Here is a 25,104-nt window from a genome sequence, read left to right on the forward strand (position 1 = left end):
AGGATGGACATGATGACAACGACAAAAATTTTGCCCGCCAGCTGTTACGAGATCCGCCCGCCCTTCCTCTTTCGCTGGGAAGACTCACAGCATGCCCACGTACTGCTGTACCCCGAAGGCATCGTCAAGCTGAACGCCACCGGCGGCGAGATTCTGCAGCGCTGCGACGGCAAGACCAGCGTCGCCGAGCTGATCGACCAGCTGGCCCTCAGCTACAACGCATCCGACGTCGACACGATTCGCAACGGCGTCCTGAACTTCCTGGAGGTGTCCCATGGCAAGGGCTGGATCCGAGTTAAGGCTTGACGGCAGCGGCAACCCGGTCTGGCTGCTACTGGAGCTGACCTACCAATGCCCGTTGCAGTGCGTGTTCTGCAGTAATCCACGCAACTTTGCCGATTACCGTCAGGATGAGCTGAGCACCGCCGAGTGGATCGACGTGATGGCCCAGGCCCGCGCCATGGGTGCGATGCAGATCGGCTTTTCCGGCGGCGAGCCCACGCTGCGCAAGGACCTCGAAACGTTGGTCGCCGAGGCTGACCGCATGGGCTACTACACCAACCTGATCACTTCCGGCATTGGACTGACCGAGGCGCGCCTACGCGCCCTGAAGGATGCCGGACTACGCCACATTCAGCTCGGTTTCCAGTCCACCGACCGTGACGTGGCACGTCAGCTGGCCGGCGTCGATGTCTTGGAGCGCAAACTGCGCATGGCGCGGCTGATCAAGTCCATGGACTTTCCCATGGTGCTCAACGTACCGATCACCCGGCAGAATATCGCTCAGGTGCCGGACATCATCGAGTTCGCTGTCGAACTGGGAGTCGAGTACCTCGAGCTGGCGAACGTGCAGTACTACAACTGGGCGCTGCTCAACCGCGACGCGCTGATGCCGACCCATGCCGAACTGCAGAAAGCCGAAGATGAGGTGCGCAAGGCACGCGAGCGGTTCGGTGATCGCCTGACCATCTTCTTCGTCATCCCTGACTATTACGAAGGTCGTCCCAAGGCCTGCATGAACGGCTGGGGCGCCATTCACGTCACCATCGCGCCAAACGGCAACGTGCTGCCCTGCTCCCAGGCCAGCAACTTCAAAGACCTCACCTTCCCCAACGTGCGGCAGCAACGGCTGGAGCAAATCTGGCACGACTCGCCGGTATTCAACCTCTACCGTGGCGACACCTGGATGCCCGAACCCTGCCGCAGCTGTGATGACAAGGAGAAGGATTTCGGCGGCTGCCGTTGTCAGGCGCTGCTGTTGACCGGCAACGGCGCCAACACCGATCCGGCCTGCAGTAAATCCCCACATCACCAGCTGATTCGCCAGGCCGTTGAACTGGCGCAGGATGCCACGCGTCCGCAAGGCACGCTGATCGCCCGACAGGCCAGTCAGGGGGTGGAACTTGAAACTGCCCCATGACTCGTTCGGCGGCACCGTCAGCGCCGGACTCGCGCTGACGCTCGGCTGCTACCTGTTACTGCGTTACTGGCTGGTGACGTGAGCATGCAGTTGCCGATCCTCGATCTGCTGGCCCGCTATGCGCACCTACTGTTCGCACTGGTCTGGGTCGGGCACAACTACGCCAACTTCATCCAGAACCCGCGCTTCGTGCCACTGCAGAACGGCATCGACACCGCTACGCTGAACAGCGATCTGGAAGCGCGGATGAAACGTGAGCACGGCATCTTCCGCTACGCCTCCGTGGTGGTCTGGGTGTCCGGCATGTTCATGCTCTGGCAACGCGGCTGGCTGGTCGAGGCGCTGCTGCTGCAGGGCCCACTGGCAGTGATCGGTCTTGGTGCCTGGATTGGCACGCTGATGCTGCTCAACCTTTGGCTGGTGCTCTGGCCGCATCAGAAGAAGCTGCTCGGCTTCGTCCCAGCGACATTGGAGGAGCGTGTGCGCTGCTCGCGGATCACCTTCCTTTCGTCGCGCAGCAACACCATCCTGTCCTTTCCCCTGCTGTTCCTCATGGCGAGTGGTAGTCATGGCCTGCATCTATTCTGAGCAGTCCGGGCACTACAATTTCGCTGCCGGCCCGGCGATGCTGCCTACCGACGTGCTGGCGCAGATCCGCGAGGAAATGCAGGACTGGCGTGGCAGCGGACTCTCCATACTGGAGCACCCCTTCACCAGCAGCGCCTTCAAACAGCTGATGGCTGAAACCGATGCCGACCTGCGCGCACTACTGGAGATTCCGAGCAACTATCGCGTGCTTTTCATGCAAGGTGGCGCATCGGCGCAGTTCGGCCTGTTGCCGCTCAATCTGCTGCGCCCGGGACAAGGCGCGGACTACCTGGAAAGCGGTCACTGGGCACGCAAGGCAATTGCCGAGGGGCGCCGTCACGCGCCTGTGAACGTCATCGCCAGTGGGGCGGATCAGGACTTCACCGCCCTGCCCTCACCAGCGCACTGGCGGCTCGATCCACTGGCTGGCTACTGCCATATCACCAGCAACGAAACCGCCAATGGACTACAACTGCAGGAGTTTCCCGCGCAGCCGGTGCCCCTGGTTGTGGACATGACCTCGGATTTCCTCACCCGCCCCGTTCCAGTCGAGCGCTTCGGCGTGATCTACGCCAGCACACAGAAGAGCCTGGGTGCAGCCGGGCTGTGCGTCGTCATCGTGCGCGACGATCTTCTGCAAGCACCGCCAGCTGGTCTCCCAGCCGCGTTCAGCTATGCGGTCCAGGCCGAGCAACAGAGCCGTTTCAATACACCACCGACCTTCACCCTGTATGTCGCTGCATTGATGCTGCGCTGGATCAAGCAACGAGGCGGCGCTGAGGCGATGGCAACGGCTGCTCGACAACGGAGCGCGCTGCTGTACCGCTACATCGACGGCAGCGATCTCTACCACTGCCCGCAGAAGGTCCAGGATCGTTCGTCGATCAATGTCTGCTTTCAACTGGCCGACGCAGGGCTGACCGAGATCTTTCTTGACCAGGCCGAGCAATGCGGCCTGACCCATCTGCGCGGGCATGCTGCCTTTGGCGGTGTGCGGGCCAGCCTATACAACGCGATGCCAGTATCGGGTGTGCAACAGCTGGTGGGTTTCATGGCGGACTTCGAGCGACGCCATGGATAAGCCGATGGATTGGCAAGCGCTGCGCAATCGTATCGCTCTCAATCTCACCAGCGTCGCGTGCCGCCTGAGCGCGGTGCCGCGCCACCCGGTCACGGTAATGGGGCTGGAATTCCCGACGCCGTTGGGGATTGCGGCGGGCTTCGACCGCCACGGTGCGCTCGGACGACGTGTCGCTCCGCTGGGATTCGGCTTCAACGAGATCGGCAGCCTGACAGCGGCTGCGCTCGCCCGGCTGCAGCCAATCCCGCCAGGCGATGCACGCCTAGGCGTGAATCTGACCCTGGACGCCAGATGCTCCACCGCCGAGACCTGCGCGTTGCTACGCGGTGCCTGGCGGCATGCTGACTATCTCGTGTTGAACCTGATCGGTCCGTCCAGCGCCCCGCTGCTTCATCAGGGCGCGCGGTTACACAACCTGCTGACCGTGCTTCGTGAAGAACAGCATCAGCTTAATCTGAGAGGTGAGCGTTGGGTTCCGCTGATAGCCAAGCTGCGCTGCCTTCCTGAGCAGGTTCCCTTCTCGCTTGCCGGGCTGCTACTTGAGCTTGGATTCGACGGACTGCTCGCTGCCCATGACCCTGGGCCACCAGCGACGCGCGAGCGCTATCTGGCCTGGCAAGACCCACAACGACAGGCGCAAGCCTGCGACCAGATCGAGCACCTGCGTCGGTTCTGCGGAAATGACATGGCTTTGCTTTCGGTTGGCGGCATCCAGACCGCAAGCCAGCTACAGGCACGCATGCGTGCAGGCGCGGAACTGGTGCAAGTTCACGCGGCAGTGCTACGCCAAGGGCCTTGGCTGGGGCGCAAACTGCTGCGCTGACACTCAACAGCTTCAAACGAAAACGCCCCGAACCAGTCGGGGCGTCCTCTCTGTTTGACAGACGAAACCGAGTGGTTTCGTCTGTCAGTTGGCGGTCAGAATCTTTCGATTTCCGCCTCAGCCTGCAGCTTCTGCCGAAACGCTGCGAAGTCCTGCTGGCCGACGCGAGATGCAAGGAAGCGTCGATAATTCAGCCTCTCTTCATCGGTCAGCGCCCCTTCCGGCTCATTGACGCCGTTCAGGCGTACAACCGCGTAATCACCGTTGCTCAGTGCCACTCCGGAATAGCTCGGCTTATCCTGCTGTTCTGGACGCGGCATGCGGAATACCGCCTGCAACAGGGCTGGCGCAACGCCTTCCTGACTGCGCGTGGCAGCCTCTACGGCCTGCCATTGGGCGTCATCAGGCTGCTGCCCTTTGCGCAGGTCCGCCAACAACTGCTCACCCTTGGCGCGTGCCGCTTCGGCAGCCAGGCTGCGCTGAAGCTGCTGGACGATATCCTCACGCACATCCGCAAGCGGGATAGCCGCAGGCTTAAGGTGTTCCTTCACGCGCAGCGCAATGGAGGTATCGGGATCGAGCTCGATGACGCTGCTGTTGGCGCCATCCACCAGTACTTCGTCGCTGAAAGCAGCCTGGATCACCTGACGATTGGCCGTGATGCCTTCGCCACCGTCACGCCCGAAGGCTTCCGTGGTCTGCACCATCAAGCCGAGCTCCTGAGCGGGCTGGGCCAGGTCGGATGCTTCGAATGCCGAATCTTCCAGCTGCTTGCTGGTCTCGACGAAGCGCTGCTCAACCTGCTGCGCCTTGAGCTCGCGTACCAGCTGGGGCTTCAAGCTCTCGAAGGCAGGAACCTCCGGCGACTGAACACCCAGCAGCTTGATGATGTGCCAGCCGAATTCGGATTTGACCGGTGCCGAGACCTCGCCCTCATTCAAGGCATAGAGTGCATCTTCGAATGCCGGGTCATACACGCCCGGTCCGGCGAATCCAAGATCACCACCCTCGCTCGCAGAACCTGGATCCTGAGAGGCTTCCTTGGCGACTGCAGCGAAGTCGTCACCGTTCTTCACCCGGGTAGCAATTTCATCGATCTTGGCTTTGGCTTCGTCGTCGCTCAGCTCACCGCCGGTCTCGATGAGGATATGCGCAGCGCGACGCTGCTCGGCCAGATTGGCGATCTGCTTCTGATAAAGCTCTTGCAGCTCCTCGTCAGACACTTCGACCTGATCGAAGAATGACTCTTTCTTCAACTCGACATACTCGACGATGACCTGCTCAGGTGTACGGAAACGGTCAGCGTTTGCCTCGTAGTATTCCTTGATCTGTTCGTCACCGACCTCAATTGCCTCCTGCTGAGCAGGCAGGGTGAGAGTGGCGAAGTCGCGGGTCTGCATTTCGAGACGCGCGAAGTTATCAACCTGCTGATCGGTAACGAACCCGGTTCCGGAGATGCCGGCCCGCAGCTGTCCGATGAGCATTTCCTGCTCGAGCAGCTGGCGGAACTGGAGACGGGAATAGCCCATCTGCTGGATGACCTGATCGAAACGTGCAGCGCTGAAAGCGCCGTCAACCTGAAATTCGGGGGTTTGCAGAATCAGCTGGTCGAGTGCTTCGCTGGAGAAGGCGAAATTGGCGCTCTTGGCACTCTGCAACAGCAACATGCGATCAATCAGCGAACCGAGCGCGGAATCACGAAGCAGACGATCATCCAGCAACGAAGCATCGAAATCCTGGCCAAGCTGTTGCGCCAGCTGGCGCCGCTGCATGTTCATTGCCTGGTCAAGGTCGTAACGGGAAATCTCCTCGCCGTTGACCTCCGCGGCATTCTGGTTGTTGCTCGCGGCATTGAAGATAGCCTCGAAGCCAGTCAACGCCAGCAGCATTACGATGATGCCGATGATGGTTTTGGCTATCCAGCCTTGCGAATTGTCCCTGATGTTCTGAAGCATGCGACCCCCAGGAGTCTGCGGCGCGATCGGATGCGCAACGCGGGTGGAAACCGGATAAAAGAAAGGCGCATCCAGGGATGCGCCTTCTCGGAGCTTTTGGAGCGGTTGGGCTTATTCCCCCAAGTCAGATTGCAGCAGGCCAGGCCTGCTCGACAACCGCCCCGTGCCAGTGCAGCGCGAGCTGACTGGCCGGGTAGAAAGACGCTTAGTTGACAGCGTCTTTCAGAGCCTTGCCAGCTTTGAAGCCCGGGATCTTGGCAGCAGCGATGTTGATCGGCTTGCCAGTCTGCGGGTTGCGACCAGTGCGCGCAGCGCGCTCCTTGACAGCGAAAGTACCGAAACCAACCAGTACCACGGAGTCACCAGCCTTCAGGGCACCGGTGACGGATTCGATCACTGCATCCAGCGCGCGGCCAGCAACAGCTTTTGGGATATCAGCAGATGCAGCGATGGCATCGATCAGTTCCGACTTGTTCACTCTAAGTCCCCTTATTTCTGTTGAGTCGTATCTTTAATTTTCGGGTGTAAGCAAAGCGGTGCTAGATGGCTATGACACAAGAGGCCGATTAAACAAGGGCGCCTGAAGTGTGTCAACGTGGCCTTCCAGACTAATGCGTGCTGATTCGCTCCTTGGAATCAGGCTCGCGCTTGTCGTCCTTTGCAACAATCTCGGGAGCCGCATCGGGCAAGGGCTCCGGCGCGTATTGCAGCGCAATTTGCAGGACCTCGTCAATCCACTTCACCGGTTTAATCTGCAGGTCTTGCTTAATATTTTCAGGAATCTCTTTCAGATCACGCTGATTTTCTTCCGGAATGATCACCGTCTTGATCCCACCCCGATGAGCAGCCAGAAGTTTTTCTTTCAATCCGCCAATTGCAAGCACCTGCCCGCGCAATGTTATTTCGCCGGTCATTGCGACATCTGCGCGCACCGGAATTTGAGTCAGCGCGGAAACCAGTGCAGTGCACATGCCGATACCGGCGCTCGGGCCGTCTTTCGGAGTCGCACCTTCGGGCACGTGGATGTGAATGTCCTGCTTCTCGTGGAAATCAGCCGCCATGCCCAGGCTCGCGGCACGGCTGCGAACCACTGTAAGAGCCGCGGTGATCGATTCGCCCATGACCTCGCCCAGCGAGCCGGTCTTGGTCAGGCGGCCCTTTCCGGGCACCACAGCAGCCTCAATGGTCAGCAGTTCGCCGCCAACCTGGGTCCAGGCAAGGCCAGTGACCTGCCCTACCTGATCCTGTTGTTCGGCAAGCCCGTAACGGAACTTGCGAACGCCCAGGAAATGCTCAAGGGATTCGGCGTCCACGACCACGTGGAAACGCTTCTCCGCGGCATGCTCCTTCACGACCTTGCGGCATACCTTGGCCAGCTGGCGCTCCAGGCTGCGCACACCCGCCTCGCGGGTGTAGTAGCGGATGATGTCGCGAATTGCCGCCTCCTGAAACTCCAACTCGGTTTTCTTCAGGCCGTTGGCCTCGATCTGCTTGGGCGCCAGGTAACGAATGGCGATGTTGACCTTCTCGTCCTCGGTGTAGCCCGGCAGTCGGATGACCTCCATACGGTCGAGCAGCGGCGCAGGAATATTCATTGAGTTGGCGGTGCAGAGGAACATCACGTCCGAAAGATCGTAGTCCACCTCGAGGTAGTGATCGTTGAAATTGTGGTTCTGTTCGGGGTCGAGCACTTCCAGCAGAGCCGACGCCGGATCACCTCGCATGTCGCTGCCCATCTTGTCGATCTCGTCGAGCAGGAACAGGGGGTTGCGAACCCCTACCTTGGTCATCTTCTGAATCAAACGACCGGGCATGGAGCCGATGTATGTACGGCGGTGACCTCGAATTTCGGCCTCGTCCCGTACGCCGCCCAGTGCCATGCGTACAAACTTGCGATTGGTCGAGCGTGCAATCGACTCGGCCAGCGAGGTTTTACCCACGCCCGGCGGGCCTACCAAGCACAGCACCGGCCCCTTGAGCTTCTTCACGCGCTTCTGGACGGCAAGATACTCGAGGATACGATCCTTGACCTCTTCTAGGCCGTAATGATCGGCATCCAGCACCTCTTCAGCCTTCGCCAGATCCAGGCGCACCTTGCTGGCAGCCTTCCACGGCACATTTACCAGCCAATCGATATAGGTACGAACCACTGTCGCCTCGGCCGACATCGGCGACATCTGTTTGAGCTTGTTGAGTTCGGCGTTGGCCTTGGTGTAGGCGTCTTTGCTGAGGCCGGCGTTCTCGATGCGCTTCTTCAGCTCGTCGACTTCGTTATGGCCCTCGTCGATATCGCCGAGCTCCTTCTGAATGGCCTTCATCTGCTCATTCAAGTAGTACTCGCGCTGACTGCGTTCCATCTGCTTCTTCACGCGACCGCGAATGCGCTTTTCGACCTGCAGCAGGTCGATCTCGGCATCAAGCAGCGCAAGTACGTGTTCGACGCGCGCCGGGAGGTCGGTGATTTCGAGAATCTGCTGCTTCTGCTCGATCTTCAGCGCCATATGCGCAGCCATGGTATCGACCAGACGCGCGGGCTCATCGATGCTGCTCAGCGAGGAAAGAACCTCGGCGGGAACCTTCTTGCCCAGCTGCACGTACTGTTCGAACTGGCTGAGCAGGCTGCGCGTGAATACTTCGGATTCGCGCGCGTCGACCTCAGCTTCTTCGATCAAGGAAACTTCGGCGCGGCAGTGGTCATCCACCTCGACGAAGCGCTCGATCACACCACGTTGCTCGCCCTCGACCAGTACCTTGACGGTTCCGTCTGGCAGCTTGAGAAGCTGCAGCACGGTCGCCACCGTGCCAACACGGTACAGCGCATCTTCACCTGGATCGTCATCAGCGGGGTTCTTCTGCGCCAGCAAGAGAATCTGCTTATCGCCGGCCATGGCGGATTCGAGTGCTTCGATGGATTTTTCACGGCCAACGAAAAGCGGGATCACCATGTGCGGGTAAACCACCACATCGCGCAGCGGCAAAAGGGGCAATTCGATGGTTGTCTTCATAATTCAGCTCTACGGCGGCCATTCGGCGGTAAACGGATGGGCGATGCCCTTGCAACAAAGATGAGGGCACACACCGTAAAAAACAAGGCGGCGGACCAAATGCAAAGGGGCCCGCAGGCCCCTTTGTTCGATTACGCCTCAGGCGCCGCCTTGGCTGGCGGCTCGGTGTTCTCGTAAATCAGCAACGGCTGAGATGTGCCTTCGATCACGCTTTCATCGATGACAACCTTGCTGACCTCCTTCTGCGAAGGAATCTCGTACATCGTGTCGAGCAACACACCTTCAAGAATCGAACGCAGACCACGTGCGCCGGTCTTGCGCTCAAGAGCGCGCGAAGCGACTGCCTTGAGTGCATCCGGGCGGAACTCCAGATCCACGCCTTCGAGTTCGAAGAGCTTGGCGTACTGCTTGGTCAACGCATTCTTCGGCTCAGTCAGAATCTGGATCAGCGCAGCCTCATCGAGTTCATCGAGCGTCGCGATCACCGGCAGACGGCCAACGAACTCAGGAATCAGGCCGAACTTAACCAGATCATCAGGCTCCACGGCGCGCAACGCCTCGCCGATCTTCTTGCCCGGGTCCTTACTGCGAACCTCGGCATTGAAGCCGATACCACCCTGAGTTGAACGACCCTGGATGACCTTCTCCAAACCGGCAAACGCACCACCGCAGATGAACAGGATGTTGCGCGTATCCACTTGCAGGAATTCCTGCTGCGGATGCTTGCGACCACCCTGTGGCGGGACGGACGCAACGGTGCCCTCGATCAGCTTCAGCAGTGCCTGCTGCACGCCTTCACCGGATACGTCCCGAGTAATCGACGGGTTATCGGATTTGCGGGATATCTTGTCGATCTCGTCGATGTAGACGATGCCCATCTGGGCCTTCTCAACGTCGTAATCGCACTTCTGCAAAAGCTTCTGGATAATGTTCTCGACATCCTCGCCCACATAGCCCGCCTCGGTGAGGGTAGTGGCGTCGGCGATGGTGAAGGGCACATTGAGCAAGCGTGCCAGCGTTTCGGCCAGCAACGTCTTGCCCGAGCCGGTTGGACCGATCAGCAGAATGTTGCTCTTGCCCAACTCGACTTCTTCTTTCTTGTCGCGTTGGTTCAAGCGCTTGTAGTGGTTGTAAACGGCCACCGCCAGGATCTTCTTGGCGCGCTCCTGACCAATGACGTACTGGTCGAGAATGCCGCTGATCTCCTTCGGCGCAGGCAGTTTGTGCGCGTTGCTCTCGGTCTGCGCTTCCTGCACCTCCTCGCGGATGATGTCGTTGCACAGGTCGACGCACTCGTCGCAGATGAAAACGGAGGGCCCGGCGATCAACTTGCGTACTTCATGCTGGCTTTTGCCGCAAAAAGAGCAATAGAGCAGTTTGCCGGAGTCCTCGCCGTTGCGGGTGTCAGTCATTCGATCGATCCAATCGGGAAGGCTTGAAACACAAGATGAAGGCAATCGTGGGCTTTTTCAAGCCCACGGAGCAGCCACATATCGCAGGCTGCAGGGATCAGACCGCCAGTTGGCGCTGGGTCAGAACCTGGTCGATCAAGCCGTACTTGACGGCGTCTTCACCGCTCATGAAGTTATCGCGGTCGGTATCGCGGGCAATCACTTCCATCGGCTGACCGGTATGGTGAGCCAGTACTTTGTTCAGGCGCTCGCGGATGGTCAGGATCTCACGCGCGTGGATCTCGATATCCGAAGCCTGGCCCTGGAAGCCGCCCAGCGGCTGGTGGATCATCATCCGCGAATGCGGCAGGCAGTAACGCTTGCCCGCAGTGCCACCGGTCAACAACAGAGCCCCCATGGAACAGGCCTGACCGATGCAGATGGTCGACACATCCGGCTTGATGAACTGCATGGTGTCGTAAATCGACATGCCTGCAGCCACCGAGCCGCCCGGGGAGTTGATGTACAGGTGAATGTCTTTCTCGGGGTTTTCGGCCTCGAGGAACAGCATCTGCGCGACGATCAGGTTGGCCATGTAGTCTTCGACCTGGCCGACCATGAAGATCACCCGCTCCTTGAGGAGTCGGGAATAAATGTCATAGGCGCGCTCGCCGCGAGCGGACTGCTCGATCACCATCGGGACCAGGCCACCGGCGGCCTGAATGTCCGGAGCTTGCATAAAAGGATTGCGGGACATGTTCCAACGATACTCCCTATGTCATGCCTCAAAAGACATAAGCCAGCACGAGGCTGGCTTATGTTTGTGCACTCGAATATATGAAGAAATCAGGCTGCTTGCGGGGCTTCCGCAGGCTTGACAGCTTCTTCGTAGGAGACCGACTTATCGGTCACTTTAGCCTGCTGCAGGACAGTATCTACAACTTGCTCTTCGAGCACAACCGAGCGAACTTCGTTCAACTGCTCGGCGTTCTTGTAGTACCAGGCGACGACCTGCTCCGGCTCCTGGTAGGCCGAGGCCATTTCCTCGATCAGCTCGCGAACGCGGGCCTCATCAGGCTTGAGCTCCTTCTGCTTGACCACTTCGGCCACGATCAGACCCAGAACAACGCGGCGCTTGGCCTGCTCCTGGAAAAGGTCGGCCGGCAGCTGCTCGGGCTTGATGTTGCCGCCAAACTGCTGAACGGCCTGCACGCGCAGACGGTTCACTTCATTGTCGATCAGCGCCTTGGGCACCTCGATCGGGTTGCCAGCGACCAGCCCTTCCATGACCTGATTCTTCACCTTGGTCTTGATGGCCTGACGCAGCTCGCGCTCCATGTTCTTTTTCACTTCAGCACGGAAGCCTTCGACGCCACCTTCCTGCACGCCGAACTGGGCGAAGAATTCGTCATTCAGCTCGGGCAGTTGCGGAGCGGCGACGGCATTCACGGTGACGGTGAACTCGGCAGTCTTGCCGGCCAGGTCGAGGTTCTGATAGTCCTCGGGGAAGGTCGGGTTGATCACGCGCTCTTCGCCGGCCTTGGCGCCAACGAGCGCGTCTTCGAAACCAGGAATCATGCGACCGGAGCCCAGCACCAGCTGAGTGCCCTTGGCCGAACCGCCAGCGAAGGTCTCACCGTCAATCTTGCCGACGAAATCGATGGTCAGCTGGTCGCCGCTCTCGGCAGCGCGCTCGACGTTCTCGAAACGGGTGTTCTGCTTGCGCAGGATTTCCAGCATGTTGTCGACGTCGGCATCGGCGACTTCGGCCTGCAGACGCTCGATCTCGATGGCCTCGAAACCGGCCACTTCGAACTCGGGGAACACTTCGAAGGTGGCGACGTATTCCAGATCCTTGCCCTTTTCGAACACTTTCGGCTCGACGGACGGCGCGCCGGCCGGGTTCAGCTTTTCGGCAACGACGGCTTCATAGAATGTCGACTGGATCAGATCGCCCAGCGCTTCCTGACGGGCGGCTTCTTCGTAACGCTGACGGATCACGCTCATCGGCACTTTGCCGGGACGGAAACCAGGGATCTTGGCACGGCTGGCGGTCTGTTGCAGACGCTTGTTGACTTCGGTCTCGATGCGCTCGACCGGCACGCCGATGGTCATGCGGCGCTCAAGAGCGGAGGTGCTTTCAACAGAAACTTGCATGGATTTTCCTCGTTGCACAGACATAAGCCGGGCGTTCCGGCCCCAGAATGGGCAAGCATTCTAGTGGCTCGATTGACATAAGTCACCCTGCCCGTCGCGCCAAGCAAAAGCCGAGCCGCGCCCGGCGAATCACTACTTACATCAGCCCAGCCGAAAATCGAGGACATATGCTGGCCAACTATCCCTGCACCAGACGCCTCATCCAGTCGAGTAGAACGGTAGGCAGGAGCTCAGGGCGTGGTAACAGTGCATAACGGGTTGCGCCAAATATACGCGGCAGGTAGGCGCTGGCCTGCCGGTCGATGGTCAGGCAGAACGGCGATATACCTTGCAGCACGGCTTCCAGAACCGCCTGGCGGGTGTCCTCGACTCCGTATCGCCCTTCGTAGTCATCGTTGTCGCTAGGCTTTCCATCGGACAACACCAGCAGCAGTCGACGGGCCGCCGGCTGGCACATGAGATTGGCGCTGGCGTGACGGATCGCCGCGCCGCAGCGGGTGTAATGCTCCGGCTCCAACGACGCTATGCGTAGCGCTACCTCTTGGCCATAAGCCTCCTCGAAGGTTTTGATATCGCGGACCACCACCGATTCCCTGCCCTGCCCTGAGAATGCCTGAATCGCATAGGGTGCACCCAGGCTCTGCAGCGCGATGCTGACCAGCAACAAGGCTTCGCGCTCGACGTCTATCACGCGTCGCCCCTGGGATATCCAGCTGTCCGTCGATCCGCTGACATCGATGAGCAGCAGGATGGCCAGGTTCCGCTCCGCGCAACGCTGTGTGCGATACAGACGATCGGTCAGCCCGCTGCCAGCCCGCAGATTCGCAACCGCATCCACATAGGCATCCAGGTCCAGCTCATCGCCATCGACCTGACCGCGCAACCAGGCCCGATGGGTGCGCAGCAATTCGAAGCGGCGGCGAATCCCCTCGAGCAATCCCTGATGGGACTCGAGCGTTTCCGCTACCCAGGCTGGATTACCCGGCGGGGCCGTGCGTACCTGCACGAGGGCGTGCTGCTCGCGGTAATGCTGCCTGCGGTAGTCCCATTCGGGATAGGCGATGCCTCGCTGCAGGGCCGAAACGCCGGGCGCAGGCGCGATAGCAGAGGCATCCAGAGGATCATCAGCCAGCAACACCTCTTTGGGTCGCCCTGGTGACGCCACCAAACGCGCCTGAGGAAGATCGCCGAGCATTTCACCGAACAGCTCCGCATCCGCATCGTCCCGATCGATGGGCCGCTGCAAGCCCATCGGGTCCTCAGCGTGGGGATGTGGCTCGTCCAGCTGGATCATCAGCGGTCCGCTTTCCTCCGATTCATCCTCATCGGGGCGCGCCTGGCGAATGTCGGGGCGTCGTTCGAGGCGCACGCTCTGCGGCGCTGCCTGAGTGGGGTCGAACTGACTCTGAGCGCCGGCGGAGTTTTGATGGTGCGGCGAAGGTGCCAACAGCATGCCGGTCCACCAATCAGCGAAGAGCGGCTCCTGACCGATGCGTCCTCCAGAGGCAGGTTCCAGCCCCCATTCAGCCAACAATCGCACGGCCAGCTCGCACGACGCTTCAGGCGTAGGTGACTGCGGAACACCATCAGCTTCGCCAACCAGCAATGCACGCACGCGAGCCTCCAGGGGGCGTCGTGCCGAACCAAATGCACTCAGCGGTGGACGACGTGCGTGTGCACAGGCACGCAATGCCCGCACCGATTCAGCAAACCCTGGCATTTCCTCCAGCAGTTCACGCTCGGCCGCTTGGACTTCAAGTAGGTGGTACAGCGCCCCGGCAAGTGGCGGGAGGCTGCGCCAGAGGCTCAGAGCACTACCGCGGCGGATGCGCATTGCCTGCTGCAAGGCCATTACTTTGTAGAGATTCGCCGCCAGTGCTCGATCAGGGATATCCAGCGAGCGAGGAAGCCAGATGCTTGTGCCATCGGTTGCCGGTACTGCCGCCAATCGCTGCGGCCTGGGGGTGCGGCCGAACCAGTTGCCCAGCAAGGTCGGTCGCGCTGGCGGCTGGGCGATGCGCAGCCGATAGCTGTTGCCGAACACCGCCGACAGCAGCAGTTCCAGACGCTCCGCCACCTCGCTCAGCGATAGACTTGCCGGTGCGTCCGGCGCAGGACTGTAGCGACGCCAGAGGCGCTGGGCGAAGACCGTGGCATGCCGCGCAGCGTCGGTAAGAACCTCCTCGGCTTCGGCCATGGTCTAGATGAAGGTTCCGTCGACCAGATCGCGCATCGCTTCGACCAGGGATTCGTCGTCCGAAAGTGGCGAGACGATTGCCGCCAGGCACGCTTCCCGAACGGGTATGCCATCGACGCAGAGTGCACCCGCGGCGATCAGCAGACGAGTACTCGGCACCTCGGCCAGGCCGCGGTCCCGCAGCGCTCGCAGCCTGCGGGCCAGCATGACCAGGGCACGCGAAGTCGGTGCGTCGACACCACTCTCGCGCTCGACGATCTTCGCCTCCGCATCTTCGCCCGGGAAATCCAGGTCCATGGCCACGAAGCGCTGGCGGGTGCTCGGTTTGAGATCCTTGAGCATGCGCTGGTAGCCCGGGTTGTAGGAGATCACCAACTGGAAGCCCGGCGCAGCCATCAGCAACTCACCGGTCTTGTCGATTGGCAGCAGGCGCCGGTGATCGGTCAAGGCATGCAAGACGACCACGGTGTCCTGGCGCGCCTCGACGACTTCATCCAGATAGCAGATGGCCCCCTCACGCACGGCGCGGGTGAGAGGGCCATCCTGCCAGACGGTACCGTCATGGCGAATAAGGAAACGCCCGATCAGGTCGCTGGCCGACAGATCATCGTGGCAAGCCACCGTGATCAGTGGCCGGTCCAGTTTCCAGGCCATGTGTTCGACGAAGCGGGTCTTGCCACAGCCGGTCGGCCCTTTGAGCATGACTGCCAAGCCACGCGCATGGCAGCGCTCGAACATCGCGACTTCATTGCCGCACGGTACGTAGAACGGCTCCCCCTCGCTTGCTTTCGCCAGTGGCGGGTATTCGGGCAACGTCACGTCGGGTGTACCTCCCTCTCTGCAAGCACCGACTCCGTATCATCCAGGACGAAGCGTGGCGTGTAGCGGAAGAAGTCGTAGATGAACAGGGCAACGCCCACGGTGAACAGCGACGCGGTGGCAATGAGCATCACGAAATGGATCTGAATCTTCAGCTGTGCATCCAGATAGCCCATGCCCATGATTCGCTCCAGATAGACCTGCGCAATGCCTGCGGTGGCAAACGACAGCGTCATGCCGAACATGCCGGTGATTTGCAGCCAGAATGCCCAGTAGCCCAGCGCCGTGCCCTGCTCCCGTCGTCCGGCAGTCAGCGATGGCAAGGCATAGCTGATCATCGCCATGACGATCATTGCGTAGGCACCGTAGAACGCGGCATGGCCGTGCATCGCGGTGATTAGCGTGCCATGGGTCCATTTGTTGACGCTCGGCCAGGTATGAGCCAAGCCCAGCAGCCCTGCACCGAATAGCGAGAACAGCGCACTGCCGATCGTCCAATGCAACGCCAGCGTATTCGGGTGTGCCAGCCCCGAGCGACGCATGGCGCCGTAGGCATAGGCGGCCATGCCGACGAGTGCGAGCGGCTCCAGCGCGCTGAAGAATCCGCCAATGGGCAGCCAGTAAGTGGGCACGCCGACCCAGTAATAGTGGTGCGCCGTGCCAAGGATGCCGGCGAGAAACACCAGGCCGACGATCACGTACAGCCACTTCTCCATGACTTCCCGATCCGCGCCGGACAAGCGGATCAGCAGGTAGGCCAGGAAGCCGCCCATGATCATCATCCAGACGCCTTCGACCCACAGATGAATCGTCCACCAGCGATAGAAAATGGAAACCGTGTAGTTCTCGTAATGCAGCAACGCCGGCAAGTACAGGAGTGCGGCACTGACAAAGCCGATCATCAACACTGCTTCGGTCGTGGTGAAACGCCCCGCTTTGCGGATCGTCATGCCGATGTTGTAGAGGAAGATCAGCATGCAGATGACGATGACGATCTTGTGCGGCAACGGCTGCTCGAGCAGCTTGTTGCCGGTGCCGTAGCGGAACAGGTAGCCGATGATCGCCGTGACGCCCATCAGCGTCCAAAGCACCAGCTGTACATAGGCCAGCTTGGTGCTATGCAGCTCGGCGCGCGACTCTTCCGGAATCATCCAGTAGGTCGCCCCCATGAAGCCGGTCAGTACCCAGACGATCAGCAGGTTGGTGTGAATCACCTTGGTCACGTCGAAAGGCAGGATATACAACAGCGGGTCCGGCCCGATGTACTTGGTTGCCGAGAGCAGGCCGAACACCAGCTGCAGGCCGAACAACACCATCGCGACCGCGAAGTACCAGTAGGCGACCGATTGGGACTGATAGCGCATCGTAGTTTCCCCTTGAAGCGAACGTGGGTCGGCTTGGCCGTCGTGTCACTTGAGCGTTTCGAGATAGGCCGTCAGCTGATCGATCTGCTCATCCGTCAGGCTGCCGTCGTAACCGGTCGGCATGAACGAGGTGCCGTCTGCCGAATACATCGCGCCGGGAACGATGTGCGCGCTGGGTGACACGATCGACTCACGGATATAGCCGTGCGCATCCTGCGCCTGCCCTTGGTAGTCGGGCGCCGCGACGATAGCCGCCGCCCGAGTTGCGATACCGGCGAGCGTGGGGCCAGCCATATCAGCGCCGGGTGCGGTGGAGTGGCAGGCATTGCAGGCAGGCACTGCGCTTCGGAAAACCTGCTCACCCAGCGCACGTTCGTCATCCCCGGCATCCACCGGCCGGGCACCAGGCGGTAAATCACTGCGCTGCTCGCCGCCAGTCTTCAGTGTGTCTGCACCTGGCACGAAACTGCCGGTCACCAGGATCGGTCGCGGCGGCCAGCCCTGGTTGTCCACCTTGCTGACCCAGTCGAGAAAGGCGATCAGGTCACTGATTTCGTCTTCGGCCAGGTCCTGTTTCGGCATCAGACGCCGATGGATCTTCTCGTCGTAGAACTTCGAGGGATCGCGCATATAAGCCTTCAGATATGGCTCGCCGCGATGCTGGGTGATCTTCGTCAGATCGGGCGCGTAGTACGCGCCCTCGCCGAACAGCGTGTGGCAGTTGATGCAGTTGTATTTGTGCCAGACATCCATCCCGTGCTTGACCTCCGCCGTGATGCTGTCGGCATTGGTCAGCTTGGGAAACTGCCGGTGGCTATCCACCGTCAGCCCGATGAACACGAGCGTCGCCACACCGGTTGCAGCAATCGCGAAGAGCCTCGCTTGACGGTTGTTCATGGCGTGCCCTCAGACATTGATGCCTGTCCAGTGAATGAGCGTCATCGTGAATGCATAGAGCATCGCGCCGAACATCAGCGCCAGCACGACCACACTCAGGATCTTCAACGGGCCGTAGAGCTTTCGAGCCTGCATGCTTTCTCCTTCGCAGCGTTAGCTGCCGTATAAGCAAACCGCGTTCAGTGCCCGGAATGCGGATCGATCGGTTCGGGGCTGGAGAAGATCGAGGAATCCGCGTCGCCCTTCACCGTCAGGACACCGCTCAGGCCTTTCTCGGCGCGCGACAGGGCGTGATCAACGAGGATGTATCTGCCCGGGTAATCCGCGACGAACTCGACCATGGTCGCTCCGCCGGCAGGTACGAGGGTCGTCTGCACATCCGTCAGCGGCGGGCTGGTCAGCGAAGCCTGGTCGAATACCTTGTCGAAGATTTCACCGATGACGTGAAAGCTGGAGATCAGGTTGGGGCCACCGACTCCGAAGAAGATGCGCACGCTGTCGCCTGCGTTGACTTCCATCTTGTGAGTCTTGGTCAGCGCATCGGTCGCGCCGTTGAACATCATGTGCTGCGGCGTTTCACCCAGCAGCATGTCCAGCGAGAACTCGTGCAGGCCGCGCGCCCCCCTGGGGCTGGCGGTGTACAGCTCACCCTGCATTACATAGAACTCGTGATCGACCTTCGGCAGTCCGCCCTCCGGCTCGACCAGAATCAGTCCGTACATGCCGTTACTGATGTGCTGAGCAACCATCGGCGTAGCGCAGTGATAGACGTATAGCCCCGGCTGCAATGCCTTGAAGGTGAAGGAGCGTGTTTGCCCCGGCGCCACCTGGGTAACCGCCGCACCACCACCCGGGCCCGTCACGGCGTGCAGATCAATGGAATGGATATGGGCGCTGTCAGGCTCGTTACTGAGATTAAGGGTGACGGTATCGCCCTCGCGTATCCGCACCATGGGGCCGGGCACCGTGCCGTCGAACGTCCAGAATTTGTAGGTACTCCCGTCGGCGAGGCGGCCCTCCTCCTCGGTCGTGCGAAGGTCAAGGGTGATGCTCTTCGGTTCACGGTCACCAACCGGCTCGCCTACCTGGGTTGGATCCTTGGACAAATCCTTGCCTTGTTCGACGACCGCCGCCGGTCCATCGCCCACAATCAGCTTGCCGACCATTCCCGCAGCCTTGTGGCCAGGCAGTGTGCAGTAGTACTCGAACGTCCCGCTTTTGGTCGCACGAAACACGATTCCGGTCGCTGCGCCTTTGCCGGAAATTTCGCTGGACGCAGCGTCGAATTCAGGTATGGCGATATCATGCACTGCGCCGTCGCCATTGATCAGATTGATCTGAACCACCGCACCTTCGGGCACCCGCAATTCGGGATTCACTTCGCCACGCGTCGGGCCGGACTCACTGACATAGACGAGTTTTCCATCTGCGATGTCGGTCCTAAGTGTAATCGTGACATCTGGGCGGTAACTTACATCGCTACTGGATTTCGCTTGCGCCCAAAGGACACTTGGTAAAACCAGTAACACGAGCAGCAGAACTCTAGAACAATGGCGCATGCCTGGCCCTCTTAACATCGAGTTGATCTCGACCATCAGTTTAGTCACGAGAAAACTATCCGTCGGAGTAAAAAGTTGCGGCGCATCCTATCAATTCAAAAGAAGCTTATTAAAAGCGCAGAATAATTGATCTGGTATTAATCCCAGATAGGGAAAGAATTGATTCGAGTCAAGCCTGGCGCAGGCATGGCAGCCAGCGCATACGGCGCGGAATTAATACCAGCATTGGAATGTGCTTGAGTCTTGGCGACGAGGCTGCCGACAGGCGGTCAGAGGTCGTCCTCTACCGTCGATAAAGAGAGCAGACGGATAGATACCGGGCTACAATCGTCAGCCATTTTTAATGGGATAGCGCTAGTCCATATCCAACCGAACGCCCGCTTAAGTATCAAAAACTTTTCTGTAGGTGTTCAATTGCGCGACAAGAACAATACGCACGTAACCGCTAATCTAATTTCATTGAAAATGAGCCGCTATTTATAAGCTCCCGCTTCTCTCTCTTTAAGGCGAAATGAGCTCGTTTTGAAAGAGGCGCTCCTACAGCTCTGCTATTACGGCTAACAGACGTGATTTCGCTACATTTGCGCGCCAGAGGTTTGGGCGATAACGTTATGCCACCTTTCCCGACCATTCCGATCATGACCAAGCCCTGCTCCTGTCCGGCCCTGCAGCTGGACAACCAACTCTGCTTCGCTTTGCATTCGACCTCGTTGCTGATGACCAAGGTCTACAAGCCGATGCTTCGACGGATCGGCCTAACCTATCCGCAGTACCTGGCGATGTTGGTGTTATGGGAAGGCGATGGCATCACCGTAGGTGACATCAGCGCGCGCCTGCTGACCGATCCGGGCTCGCTCACACCGCTACTGAAACGGCTTGAGGCTGAAGGCTTCATCACTCGCACTCGCCGCAGCGATGACGAACGGGTAGTGGAACTGCGCCTGACCGAGCAGGGTCGAGCATTACAGGCTGAAGCCGAATGCTTTCCGACCAGTATCCTCAGCGCCAGCGGGCAGACCGCAGAAACGGTGGCAGCGCTAAAGACGCAAATCATCGCCCTGCGCACCGCACTGCAAAAACTCGCCTAATCCCCCTTAGCGGCCGACGATGCTCGCAGCTGTGCCAGCGGCGAAATGGCCGAAGGGCGAAAAACCTTGCGCGCAAAGTAAATCCTGGCTACCTTCCTCACGGCATTTAGTTAGCGCGCAAAATAATTTCCACTACGCTAAGGAGAAAATCATGCAATCCATTCAGCCTCTCTACACAGCAACCGTTGCGGCCACCGGAGGGCGCGATGGGCGAGCCGTTTCGTCGGACGGCAACCTTGACGTCAAGTTGAGCACTCCTCGCGAGCTGGGCGGTCAGGGAGGCGACGCAACGAACCCGGAACAGCTGTTTGCGGCCGGGTATTCGGCGTGCTTCATTGGCGCCCTGAAGTTCGTCGCTGGCCAGCAGAAGCAAACGTTGCCGGCCGACACCGCGGTTACCGCCAACGTCGGTATCGGCCAGATCCCTGGCGGGTTCGGCCTCGAGGTCGAGCTGCAGATCAGCCTGCCAGGCCTTGACCGGGAGCTGGCCCAAAGCCTTATCGACGCTGCACATCAGGTTTGCCCGTACTCCAATGCAACTCGCGGGAACATCGACGTCCGCCTGGTTCTGAGCTGACAGCCCTGAGTGCGTCGATACGTCTGGTGACCCGAAAAATGCTCTTCGGGTCATACAGTCAAGTGAGCGACCTCAGGCCCGCCCTGATCAGAGATCATCAGATTCGCAGAGCCACACCGAGGCGCAGCTCGCGGCCAGACTCGTAACTGCCACGCACACCTTCGTAGCCTGGGATACGCTCGAAATCTTCGTTACTGGCGTGATCCAGATACTGCTTGTCAAAGACGTTCTTCAACGTCAGGTTCAGGACAAGACGTTCATCGGACAAAGCCGCCCATTGCGCATAAAGGTCGTGCACGCCATACCCTGGTTTGTTCAGAGTGCCGACACCGGTGTGCAGTGAATCCACCGCCTGAACGAAACGGCCCTGCCAGCCCAAATTCAACCTGTCACCAACCCGGTAATCAGCGAAGCCAATCCACGTATCGCCTAGTGTGGTACCGAGACCATTGTGTTCGTATACGTTCAGGTCATCGCCGTCCAGCTCGATATCGTTATGGTGGAAGCTCAGCCCAACGCTCAGCTGCTGCCAGTGATAAGCGCTTTGGAGCAGAACGCCGCGGCTTTTCAGCGTCCCGCCGTTCACATAGAGATTGGGACGGCCGCTGGGATCGTAGATCGCATCGCGAATCCGCGTATCGTAGATCTTGCCGGACAGCTCCAAACCGCCCTCTCGGAATTCGAATCCCAGCTCGTTGGTGCGCGCTTTTTCGGCATCGAGATCCGCCTCGTTGGCAGCCGCGTCAAGCTTGAACGCATCGCGGACTTGCACGCCGCGAAGCGCTTGGGAGTGCCCAGCGAGCAGCGCAAGTTGCGGAGTTACCTGGTAGCGAAGGCTCAGATTTGGGCTGAAGCCTGCGTCGGCGAAGTCCTGCCCGTCGCGATCATCAAGGCGGTATCGATCGTAACGAACACCCATGCCCAACAGCAGCCTCTCGGTCAGCCGATAACTATCCTGGACGTAGATACCGAGCACACTGCCCTCCTCCTGATCCAGATCGCGATCGCCGGCAGGGCCTAGACTGGTTTTGTCGTCTCGGTAGTCAATCCCATACGTCAGACGATGAGCGCCAAATTCGCTGGTATTGCGCACATCCAACCCTGCGCTAGCGGTATCGCCGATATACAGTCCCCAGCGGCCATCCTGCTGCAGTTCTGTGGACGTGTGGTAGGTAGTCACCTCAAGATCGACCAGTTCGCTTAGCGGGTTCCAGCCGTACTTCAACGTCCAGGTTTCACGCTCTGTTTCCAAAGGAAAGAGCGGATTGAAGCTGCTCGGGATCCATTGAGGTCGCTGGGTGCGTTCGCCTTCATCGGTGCGCTTCTCGTAGGACAACCGCAGCGTCTGCTCATCGTTCAACCGGCCGACCAGCTTGGCGAAACCTAGTTGTTGACGCGCGCCCGTGCCCAGCACATCGCGCCCGTTTCCATCTTCGTAATCGTTTTGGTCTTGATAGGTCGCCACGGCCAATGCAGACCAGTTTTCGTTGAAGCGGCCGTAAAGACTCGAACTGGTTTTGTAACCCTCAGCACTGCTGAAATAGCCACCCTTGATAAGCGCGCCTACCTGTTCGCCCTCCCGCAGCAGATCATCGGGGTCCTTGGTGACGAATCGAATCGAACCGCCAAGCGCCCCTGGCCCGGAAGTCGCGTCACCCGTACCCGCCTGCACCTCAGCACGCTTTAGCAGTTCCGGTTCGATACCAATGCGACCGGTGTGGTGGAACGTCTGACCCGGCTGGCTGGCACCATCGATCGTGATATTGAGCAGCGTGTCCTCGAAGCCACGCAAATAGAGCTTCTGCGCGACTCCGGGACCGCCGCCAACCGAGACCTCGGGGCTGGACTCGAACACATCCTGAAGATCAGCCGCCTGAAAATGCTGAAGTTGTTCGGCCTCAACGCTGTCCTCTTGAACATGGCGCGCCGTCACTTCGACACCGTCGAGCTCAAGGGGATCGCTGGATTGAGCCTGGCAGGGCAAAGCGCTCAACAGCGCAGCGAACGATAAGGAGCCAAGTAAAGATCGCTGGCATGGACAATGTTGCATTGGTGAACCTCGATCATTAATGCGAACGTTTCGTATTAATGATTGTCACCGGAAGGGTCGGCCTTCTGTATCACTTTTACAACTGTTACGCGGCAGAGACCTCGCGTGGCAACCGGATAGTCATGCAAAGCCCTCCTTGCTCATTATTGCGCGCAGTCAAGCAGCCACCGATGGCGAAGACCTGGCGCTGCGCTAGAGCCAGCCCAAGACCGAATCCCGCTCGATCTGAACTCAAACGCTCAAATGGCTGGAAAATACGCTCTAACCATTGCTCTGGCACCCCAGGTCCTTCGTCGATCACCTCAAGAAGGTACGTTTGTGGATCGCAGTTCAGATGAATGCTCACCGTGCCACCGGGTGGCGTATGTTCAAGAGCGTTGCGTACGATGTTCTCGATCGCTTGGCCAAGCGCGCGGTGGCAACTGCCAGTTAGTTCAGCCTCTACGGGAAGTTGCGTATCGATGTGGCGGTCCGGAAATTCGAAACGTGCGTCGTCGATAATGCTGTCAAGCAGATCGGTGAGATCCAGCGTCTCGTCGCGCAGCCTCGGGCGCTCGGTCTCGAGCCAGCTCAACGTCAGTGAATCCTCGACCAGCGCACGCATCGCGGTACAGTCCTGGCGGATACGCCGTAGCAGGATGGTTGGCCCTCCGCCCTGCTCAGCCAGGCTCACCGCCATCTCGATACGGGCCAGCGGCGTACGTAGTTCGTGGGACATCTCGGCCAAACGCTGGCGCTGATCAATAATCAAGCTTCCGATACGCTCAGCCATCGAGTCGAACGTCTCGGCCAGGCCCGCCAGCTCATCGCGTCGCGAGCCCAGCAACACTCCGGCCCGAGCTTCATAATCCCCTTCGCTGAAGCGACGGGTTGCTTGTTGGAGTCGATTCAGCGGTCGCATCAGATGGCGATACAGCAAGAGGCAGCCAATCACCAAGAGGATCAGCGGCAGAACCAGCTCGAGCAACAGCCGCGCGGGGTACCAGTAATGCCCGGGCCGCATTCGCTGCGGCAGCTGAATCAGAAAATGCCGCTGTCCATCGGCGAACGGCACGTCCATGATCGGGTTGTCCTGAAAGTAGAGGTGGATCTTCCAGGACGGGTCCCGCCCGAGACTAAACTCACTGAGGAAGCGCTTGGACAATTCACTGCCGGCCAAGGCTTGCAGCTGCGGCTGGACTATCGCTGCCCAGGTTTGCTCCTGGCGCTGCACACTGCGCAGCCAGTCCCGCAGCGCCTGCTCATCGCCAGTGCGATACAACTCTTCAGCCTGCAGTGCGTACTGACGCAGGGTGCGCTGATGGTCGGCGTCAATGAAACTCATCTGCTCTTCGGCCTGACCACTAAGCCGTGCGATGACCCAGAACAACGCTACGCTACCCAGCGCCACGCCTAGGCAGAGTTTCCAGAACAGGCGCCGATTCATTGGAAACAGTAGCCACGTCCGTGGAGCGTTTGCAGTCGGTCGGCTGCCACGCCTGCCTCGCTCAAACGTCGCCGTATCCGGCTGACGTGCATGTCGAGGCTGCGGTCATAACCGCTGTACTCACGCTCCAGAACCACACGGTAGAGATAAGGCTTGCTGAGCACCTCCCCACGCTGAAGCAAGAACTGCCAAAGCAGCCGAAACTGCAATGGCGTCAGCGAGAGGTCATACGAGCCGGCGCGTGCATGTAGACCGCATCGTTCGAGAACAAGTGAATCGACCTGAAGCGTCGATGGCGACGGTACGCGATGTTCCATGCTGCGAGTTCGCCGCAAGATCATCGATGCGCAGCTGTAGTTCGGTCAGGTTGAATGGTTTGGACAGATAGTCATCCGCGCCGTGGCGCAGTCCGCGAATCCGTTCTTCCTCTGCTCCGCATGCGGTGAGCATGATCACCGGTGTCTGTTGTTGCTCGCGCAGCCGGCGCAGTACAGAAAGCCCATTGATGTCCGGCAGCATCACATCCAGCAGCACCAGGTCCGGTGCATTGGCCAACGCCATAGCCAGCCCGCTTTCGCCGAGCAAGCTGGAGCGCACTGCATATCCCTGCAGGCGTAACAGATCGCCGAGTTGAGCGCTGAGAACCTGATCGTCTTCTATAACCAGCACATCAGCCAGGTATCCGCCCATTGCCACTCCCTGTTGGG

At 59.7% G+C, this 25,104-nt stretch carries 23 protein-coding genes; 7 read left to right on the forward strand and 16 right to left on the reverse strand.

The annotated features are described in order from the left end of the window. Window positions 1–12: 12 nt before the first annotated feature. The 5 genes from pqqD (at window position 13) to RT582_RS17285 (ending at window position 3,912) form a co-directional block, all read left to right on the forward strand. Window positions 13–306 carry a pyrroloquinoline quinone biosynthesis peptide chaperone PqqD gene (gene pqqD / locus RT582_RS17265; RefSeq protein ID WP_014820276.1) on the forward strand — a complete coding sequence of 98 codons (294 nt, stop codon included), beginning with the start codon at window positions 13–15 and terminating at the stop codon, window positions 304–306. After that, window positions 275–1,420, forward strand: coding sequence for a pyrroloquinoline quinone biosynthesis protein PqqE (gene pqqE, locus RT582_RS17270; RefSeq protein WP_313285798.1), 1,146 nt, complete (start codon window positions 275–277; stop codon window positions 1,418–1,420). The genes pqqD and pqqE overlap by 32 nt, the downstream gene beginning before the upstream one ends. Window positions 1,421–1,504: 84 nt before the next feature. After that, window positions 1,505–2,008, forward strand: a complete 504-nt coding sequence (locus RT582_RS17275; protein WP_102831735.1) for a urate hydroxylase PuuD — start codon at window positions 1,505–1,507, stop codon at window positions 2,006–2,008. After that, window positions 1,989–3,089 carry a 3-phosphoserine/phosphohydroxythreonine transaminase gene (serC, locus tag RT582_RS17280; RefSeq protein ID WP_313478780.1) on the forward strand — a complete coding sequence of 367 codons (1,101 nt, stop codon included), beginning with the start codon at window positions 1,989–1,991 and terminating at the stop codon, window positions 3,087–3,089. The genes RT582_RS17275 and serC overlap by 20 nt, the downstream gene beginning before the upstream one ends. A 4-nt stretch (window positions 3,090–3,093) precedes the next feature. Continuing rightward, window positions 3,094–3,912: a phosphoserine aminotransferase gene (locus RT582_RS17285; protein WP_278378980.1), complete on the forward strand. Its 819-nt coding sequence runs from the start codon at window positions 3,094–3,096 to the stop codon at window positions 3,910–3,912. Between the two features lie 95 nt (window positions 3,913–4,007). Here the strand turns inward: RT582_RS17285 and RT582_RS17290 are convergent, their stop codons facing one another. The 12 genes from RT582_RS17290 to nirK form a co-directional block, all read right to left on the reverse strand. After that, complete coding sequence (locus RT582_RS17290) at window positions 4,008–5,867, reverse strand: SurA N-terminal domain-containing protein (RefSeq protein ID WP_313478783.1); 1,860 nt, start codon at window positions 5,865–5,867, stop codon at window positions 4,008–4,010. A 205-nt stretch (window positions 5,868–6,072) separates the two neighbouring features. Continuing rightward, window positions 6,073–6,345 (reverse strand): nucleoid-associated protein HU-beta, encoded by a 273-nt coding sequence (gene hupB, locus RT582_RS17295; RefSeq protein WP_003282502.1) that lies wholly within the window; start codon window positions 6,343–6,345, stop codon window positions 6,073–6,075. 130 nt (window positions 6,346–6,475) lie between these two features. Further along, the gene (gene lon / locus RT582_RS17300) at window positions 6,476–8,872 is read right to left on the reverse strand and encodes an endopeptidase La (RefSeq protein WP_014820282.1); all 2,397 of its coding nucleotides are present in this window, start codon (window positions 8,870–8,872) and stop codon (window positions 6,476–6,478) included. Window positions 8,873–9,003: 131 nt separating this feature from the next. Further along, window positions 9,004–10,284, reverse strand: a complete 1,281-nt coding sequence (gene clpX / locus RT582_RS17305) for an ATP-dependent Clp protease ATP-binding subunit ClpX (RefSeq protein ID WP_014820283.1) — start codon at window positions 10,282–10,284, stop codon at window positions 9,004–9,006. Window positions 10,285–10,381: 97 nt separating this feature from the next. Then, window positions 10,382–11,020: an ATP-dependent Clp endopeptidase proteolytic subunit ClpP gene (gene clpP / locus RT582_RS17310; protein WP_313478784.1), complete on the reverse strand. Its 639-nt coding sequence runs from the start codon at window positions 11,018–11,020 to the stop codon at window positions 10,382–10,384. An 89-nt stretch (window positions 11,021–11,109) separates the two neighbouring features. Next, complete coding sequence (gene tig / locus RT582_RS17315; RefSeq protein WP_014820285.1) at window positions 11,110–12,420, reverse strand: trigger factor; 1,311 nt, start codon at window positions 12,418–12,420, stop codon at window positions 11,110–11,112. Window positions 12,421–12,598: 178 nt separating this feature from the next. Continuing rightward, window positions 12,599–14,617: a nitric oxide reductase activation protein NorD gene (locus RT582_RS17320; protein ID WP_313478787.1), complete on the reverse strand. Its 2,019-nt coding sequence runs from the start codon at window positions 14,615–14,617 to the stop codon at window positions 12,599–12,601. 3 nt (window positions 14,618–14,620) lie between these two features. Beyond that, complete coding sequence (locus tag RT582_RS17325) at window positions 14,621–15,436, reverse strand: CbbQ/NirQ/NorQ/GpvN family protein (RefSeq protein ID WP_313478792.1); 816 nt, start codon at window positions 15,434–15,436, stop codon at window positions 14,621–14,623. Next, window positions 15,433–16,800, reverse strand: a complete 1,368-nt coding sequence (locus RT582_RS17330; RefSeq protein ID WP_213574371.1) for a cbb3-type cytochrome c oxidase subunit I — start codon at window positions 16,798–16,800, stop codon at window positions 15,433–15,435. The genes RT582_RS17325 and RT582_RS17330 overlap by 4 nt, the downstream gene beginning before the upstream one ends. A 45-nt stretch (window positions 16,801–16,845) precedes the next feature. After that, window positions 16,846–17,697: a c-type cytochrome gene (locus tag RT582_RS17335; RefSeq protein ID WP_313478795.1), complete on the reverse strand. Its 852-nt coding sequence runs from the start codon at window positions 17,695–17,697 to the stop codon at window positions 16,846–16,848. A gap of 9 nt (window positions 17,698–17,706) precedes the next feature. After that, on the reverse strand, window positions 17,707–17,832 hold the full coding sequence (locus RT582_RS17340) for a hypothetical protein (RefSeq protein ID WP_015277086.1): 126 nt from the start codon (window positions 17,830–17,832) through the stop codon (window positions 17,707–17,709). Between the two features lie 44 nt (window positions 17,833–17,876). Further along, complete coding sequence (nirK, locus tag RT582_RS17345) at window positions 17,877–19,304, reverse strand: copper-containing nitrite reductase (RefSeq protein ID WP_313478798.1); 1,428 nt, start codon at window positions 19,302–19,304, stop codon at window positions 17,877–17,879. A gap of 563 nt (window positions 19,305–19,867) precedes the next feature. Between nirK and RT582_RS17350 the strand changes: the two genes are divergently transcribed. Together RT582_RS17350 and RT582_RS17355 are read left to right on the forward strand one after the other, a co-directional pair. Beyond that, window positions 19,868–20,344 carry a MarR family winged helix-turn-helix transcriptional regulator gene (locus RT582_RS17350; protein ID WP_313478801.1) on the forward strand — a complete coding sequence of 159 codons (477 nt, stop codon included), beginning with the start codon at window positions 19,868–19,870 and terminating at the stop codon, window positions 20,342–20,344. 151 nt (window positions 20,345–20,495) lie between these two features. Further along, a complete protein-coding gene (locus tag RT582_RS17355) occupies window positions 20,496–20,921 on the forward strand; it encodes an organic hydroperoxide resistance protein (RefSeq protein WP_179484202.1) in 426 nt (141 codons plus the stop codon). A 97-nt stretch (window positions 20,922–21,018) separates the two neighbouring features. Here RT582_RS17355 and RT582_RS17360 read toward each other — a convergent pair whose 3' ends face one another. From RT582_RS17360 to RT582_RS17375, 4 genes are all read right to left on the reverse strand, one after another. Next, window positions 21,019–22,971, reverse strand: a complete 1,953-nt coding sequence (locus RT582_RS17360; RefSeq protein ID WP_313478804.1) for a TonB-dependent receptor domain-containing protein — start codon at window positions 22,969–22,971, stop codon at window positions 21,019–21,021. An 85-nt stretch (window positions 22,972–23,056) separates the two neighbouring features. Beyond that, the gene (locus RT582_RS17365) at window positions 23,057–24,397 is read right to left on the reverse strand and encodes a sensor histidine kinase (protein WP_313478806.1); all 1,341 of its coding nucleotides are present in this window, start codon (window positions 24,395–24,397) and stop codon (window positions 23,057–23,059) included. Further along, a complete protein-coding gene (locus tag RT582_RS17370; RefSeq protein ID WP_313285963.1) occupies window positions 24,394–24,738 on the reverse strand; it encodes a winged helix-turn-helix domain-containing protein in 345 nt (114 codons plus the stop codon). The genes RT582_RS17365 and RT582_RS17370 overlap by 4 nt, the downstream gene beginning before the upstream one ends. Beyond that, window positions 24,623–25,087, reverse strand: coding sequence for a response regulator transcription factor (locus RT582_RS17375; protein ID WP_313285965.1), 465 nt, complete (start codon window positions 25,085–25,087; stop codon window positions 24,623–24,625). The genes RT582_RS17370 and RT582_RS17375 overlap by 116 nt, the downstream gene beginning before the upstream one ends. Window positions 25,088–25,104 lie beyond the last annotated feature (17 nt).

The organism is Stutzerimonas kunmingensis (assembly GCF_032106285.1).
GTDB classification, from domain to species: Bacteria; Pseudomonadota; Gammaproteobacteria; order Pseudomonadales; family Pseudomonadaceae; genus Stutzerimonas; species Stutzerimonas kunmingensis_B.

Coding starts and splice junctions, on each gene's coding strand:
- pqqD (WP_014820276.1), top strand. CDS start 13: ATGACAACGACAAAAATTTTGCCCGCCAGCTGTTACGAGATCCGCCCG.
- pqqE (WP_313285798.1), top strand. CDS start 275: ATGGCAAGGGCTGGATCCGAGTTAAGGCTTGACGGCAGCGGCAACCCG.
- RT582_RS17275 (WP_102831735.1), top strand. CDS start 1,505: ATGCAGTTGCCGATCCTCGATCTGCTGGCCCGCTATGCGCACCTACTG.
- serC (WP_313478780.1), top strand. CDS start 1,989: ATGGCCTGCATCTATTCTGAGCAGTCCGGGCACTACAATTTCGCTGCC.
- RT582_RS17285 (WP_278378980.1), top strand. CDS start 3,094: ATGGATTGGCAAGCGCTGCGCAATCGTATCGCTCTCAATCTCACCAGC.
- RT582_RS17290 (WP_313478783.1), bottom strand. CDS start 5,867: ATGCTTCAGAACATCAGGGACAATTCGCAAGGCTGGATAGCCAAAACC.
- lon (WP_014820282.1), bottom strand. CDS start 8,872: ATGAAGACAACCATCGAATTGCCCCTTTTGCCGCTGCGCGATGTGGTG.
- clpX (WP_014820283.1), bottom strand. CDS start 10,284: ATGACTGACACCCGCAACGGCGAGGACTCCGGCAAACTGCTCTATTGC.
- clpP (WP_313478784.1), bottom strand. CDS start 11,020: ATGTCCCGCAATCCTTTTATGCAAGCTCCGGACATTCAGGCCGCCGGT.
- tig (WP_014820285.1), bottom strand. CDS start 12,420: ATGCAAGTTTCTGTTGAAAGCACCTCCGCTCTTGAGCGCCGCATGACC.
- RT582_RS17320 (WP_313478787.1), bottom strand. CDS start 14,617: ATGGCCGAAGCCGAGGAGGTTCTTACCGACGCTGCGCGGCATGCCACG.
- RT582_RS17330 (WP_213574371.1), bottom strand. CDS start 16,800: ATGCGCTATCAGTCCCAATCGGTCGCCTACTGGTACTTCGCGGTCGCG.
- RT582_RS17335 (WP_313478795.1), bottom strand. CDS start 17,697: ATGAACAACCGTCAAGCGAGGCTCTTCGCGATTGCTGCAACCGGTGTG.
- RT582_RS17340 (WP_015277086.1), bottom strand. CDS start 17,832: ATGCAGGCTCGAAAGCTCTACGGCCCGTTGAAGATCCTGAGTGTGGTC.
- RT582_RS17350 (WP_313478801.1), top strand. CDS start 19,868: ATGCCACCTTTCCCGACCATTCCGATCATGACCAAGCCCTGCTCCTGT.
- RT582_RS17355 (WP_179484202.1), top strand. CDS start 20,496: ATGCAATCCATTCAGCCTCTCTACACAGCAACCGTTGCGGCCACCGGA.
- RT582_RS17360 (WP_313478804.1), bottom strand. CDS start 22,971: ATGCAACATTGTCCATGCCAGCGATCTTTACTTGGCTCCTTATCGTTC.
- RT582_RS17365 (WP_313478806.1), bottom strand. CDS start 24,397: ATGAATCGGCGCCTGTTCTGGAAACTCTGCCTAGGCGTGGCGCTGGGT.
- RT582_RS17370 (WP_313285963.1), bottom strand. CDS start 24,738: ATGATCTTGCGGCGAACTCGCAGCATGGAACATCGCGTACCGTCGCCA.
- RT582_RS17375 (WP_313285965.1), bottom strand. CDS start 25,087: ATGGGCGGATACCTGGCTGATGTGCTGGTTATAGAAGACGATCAGGTT.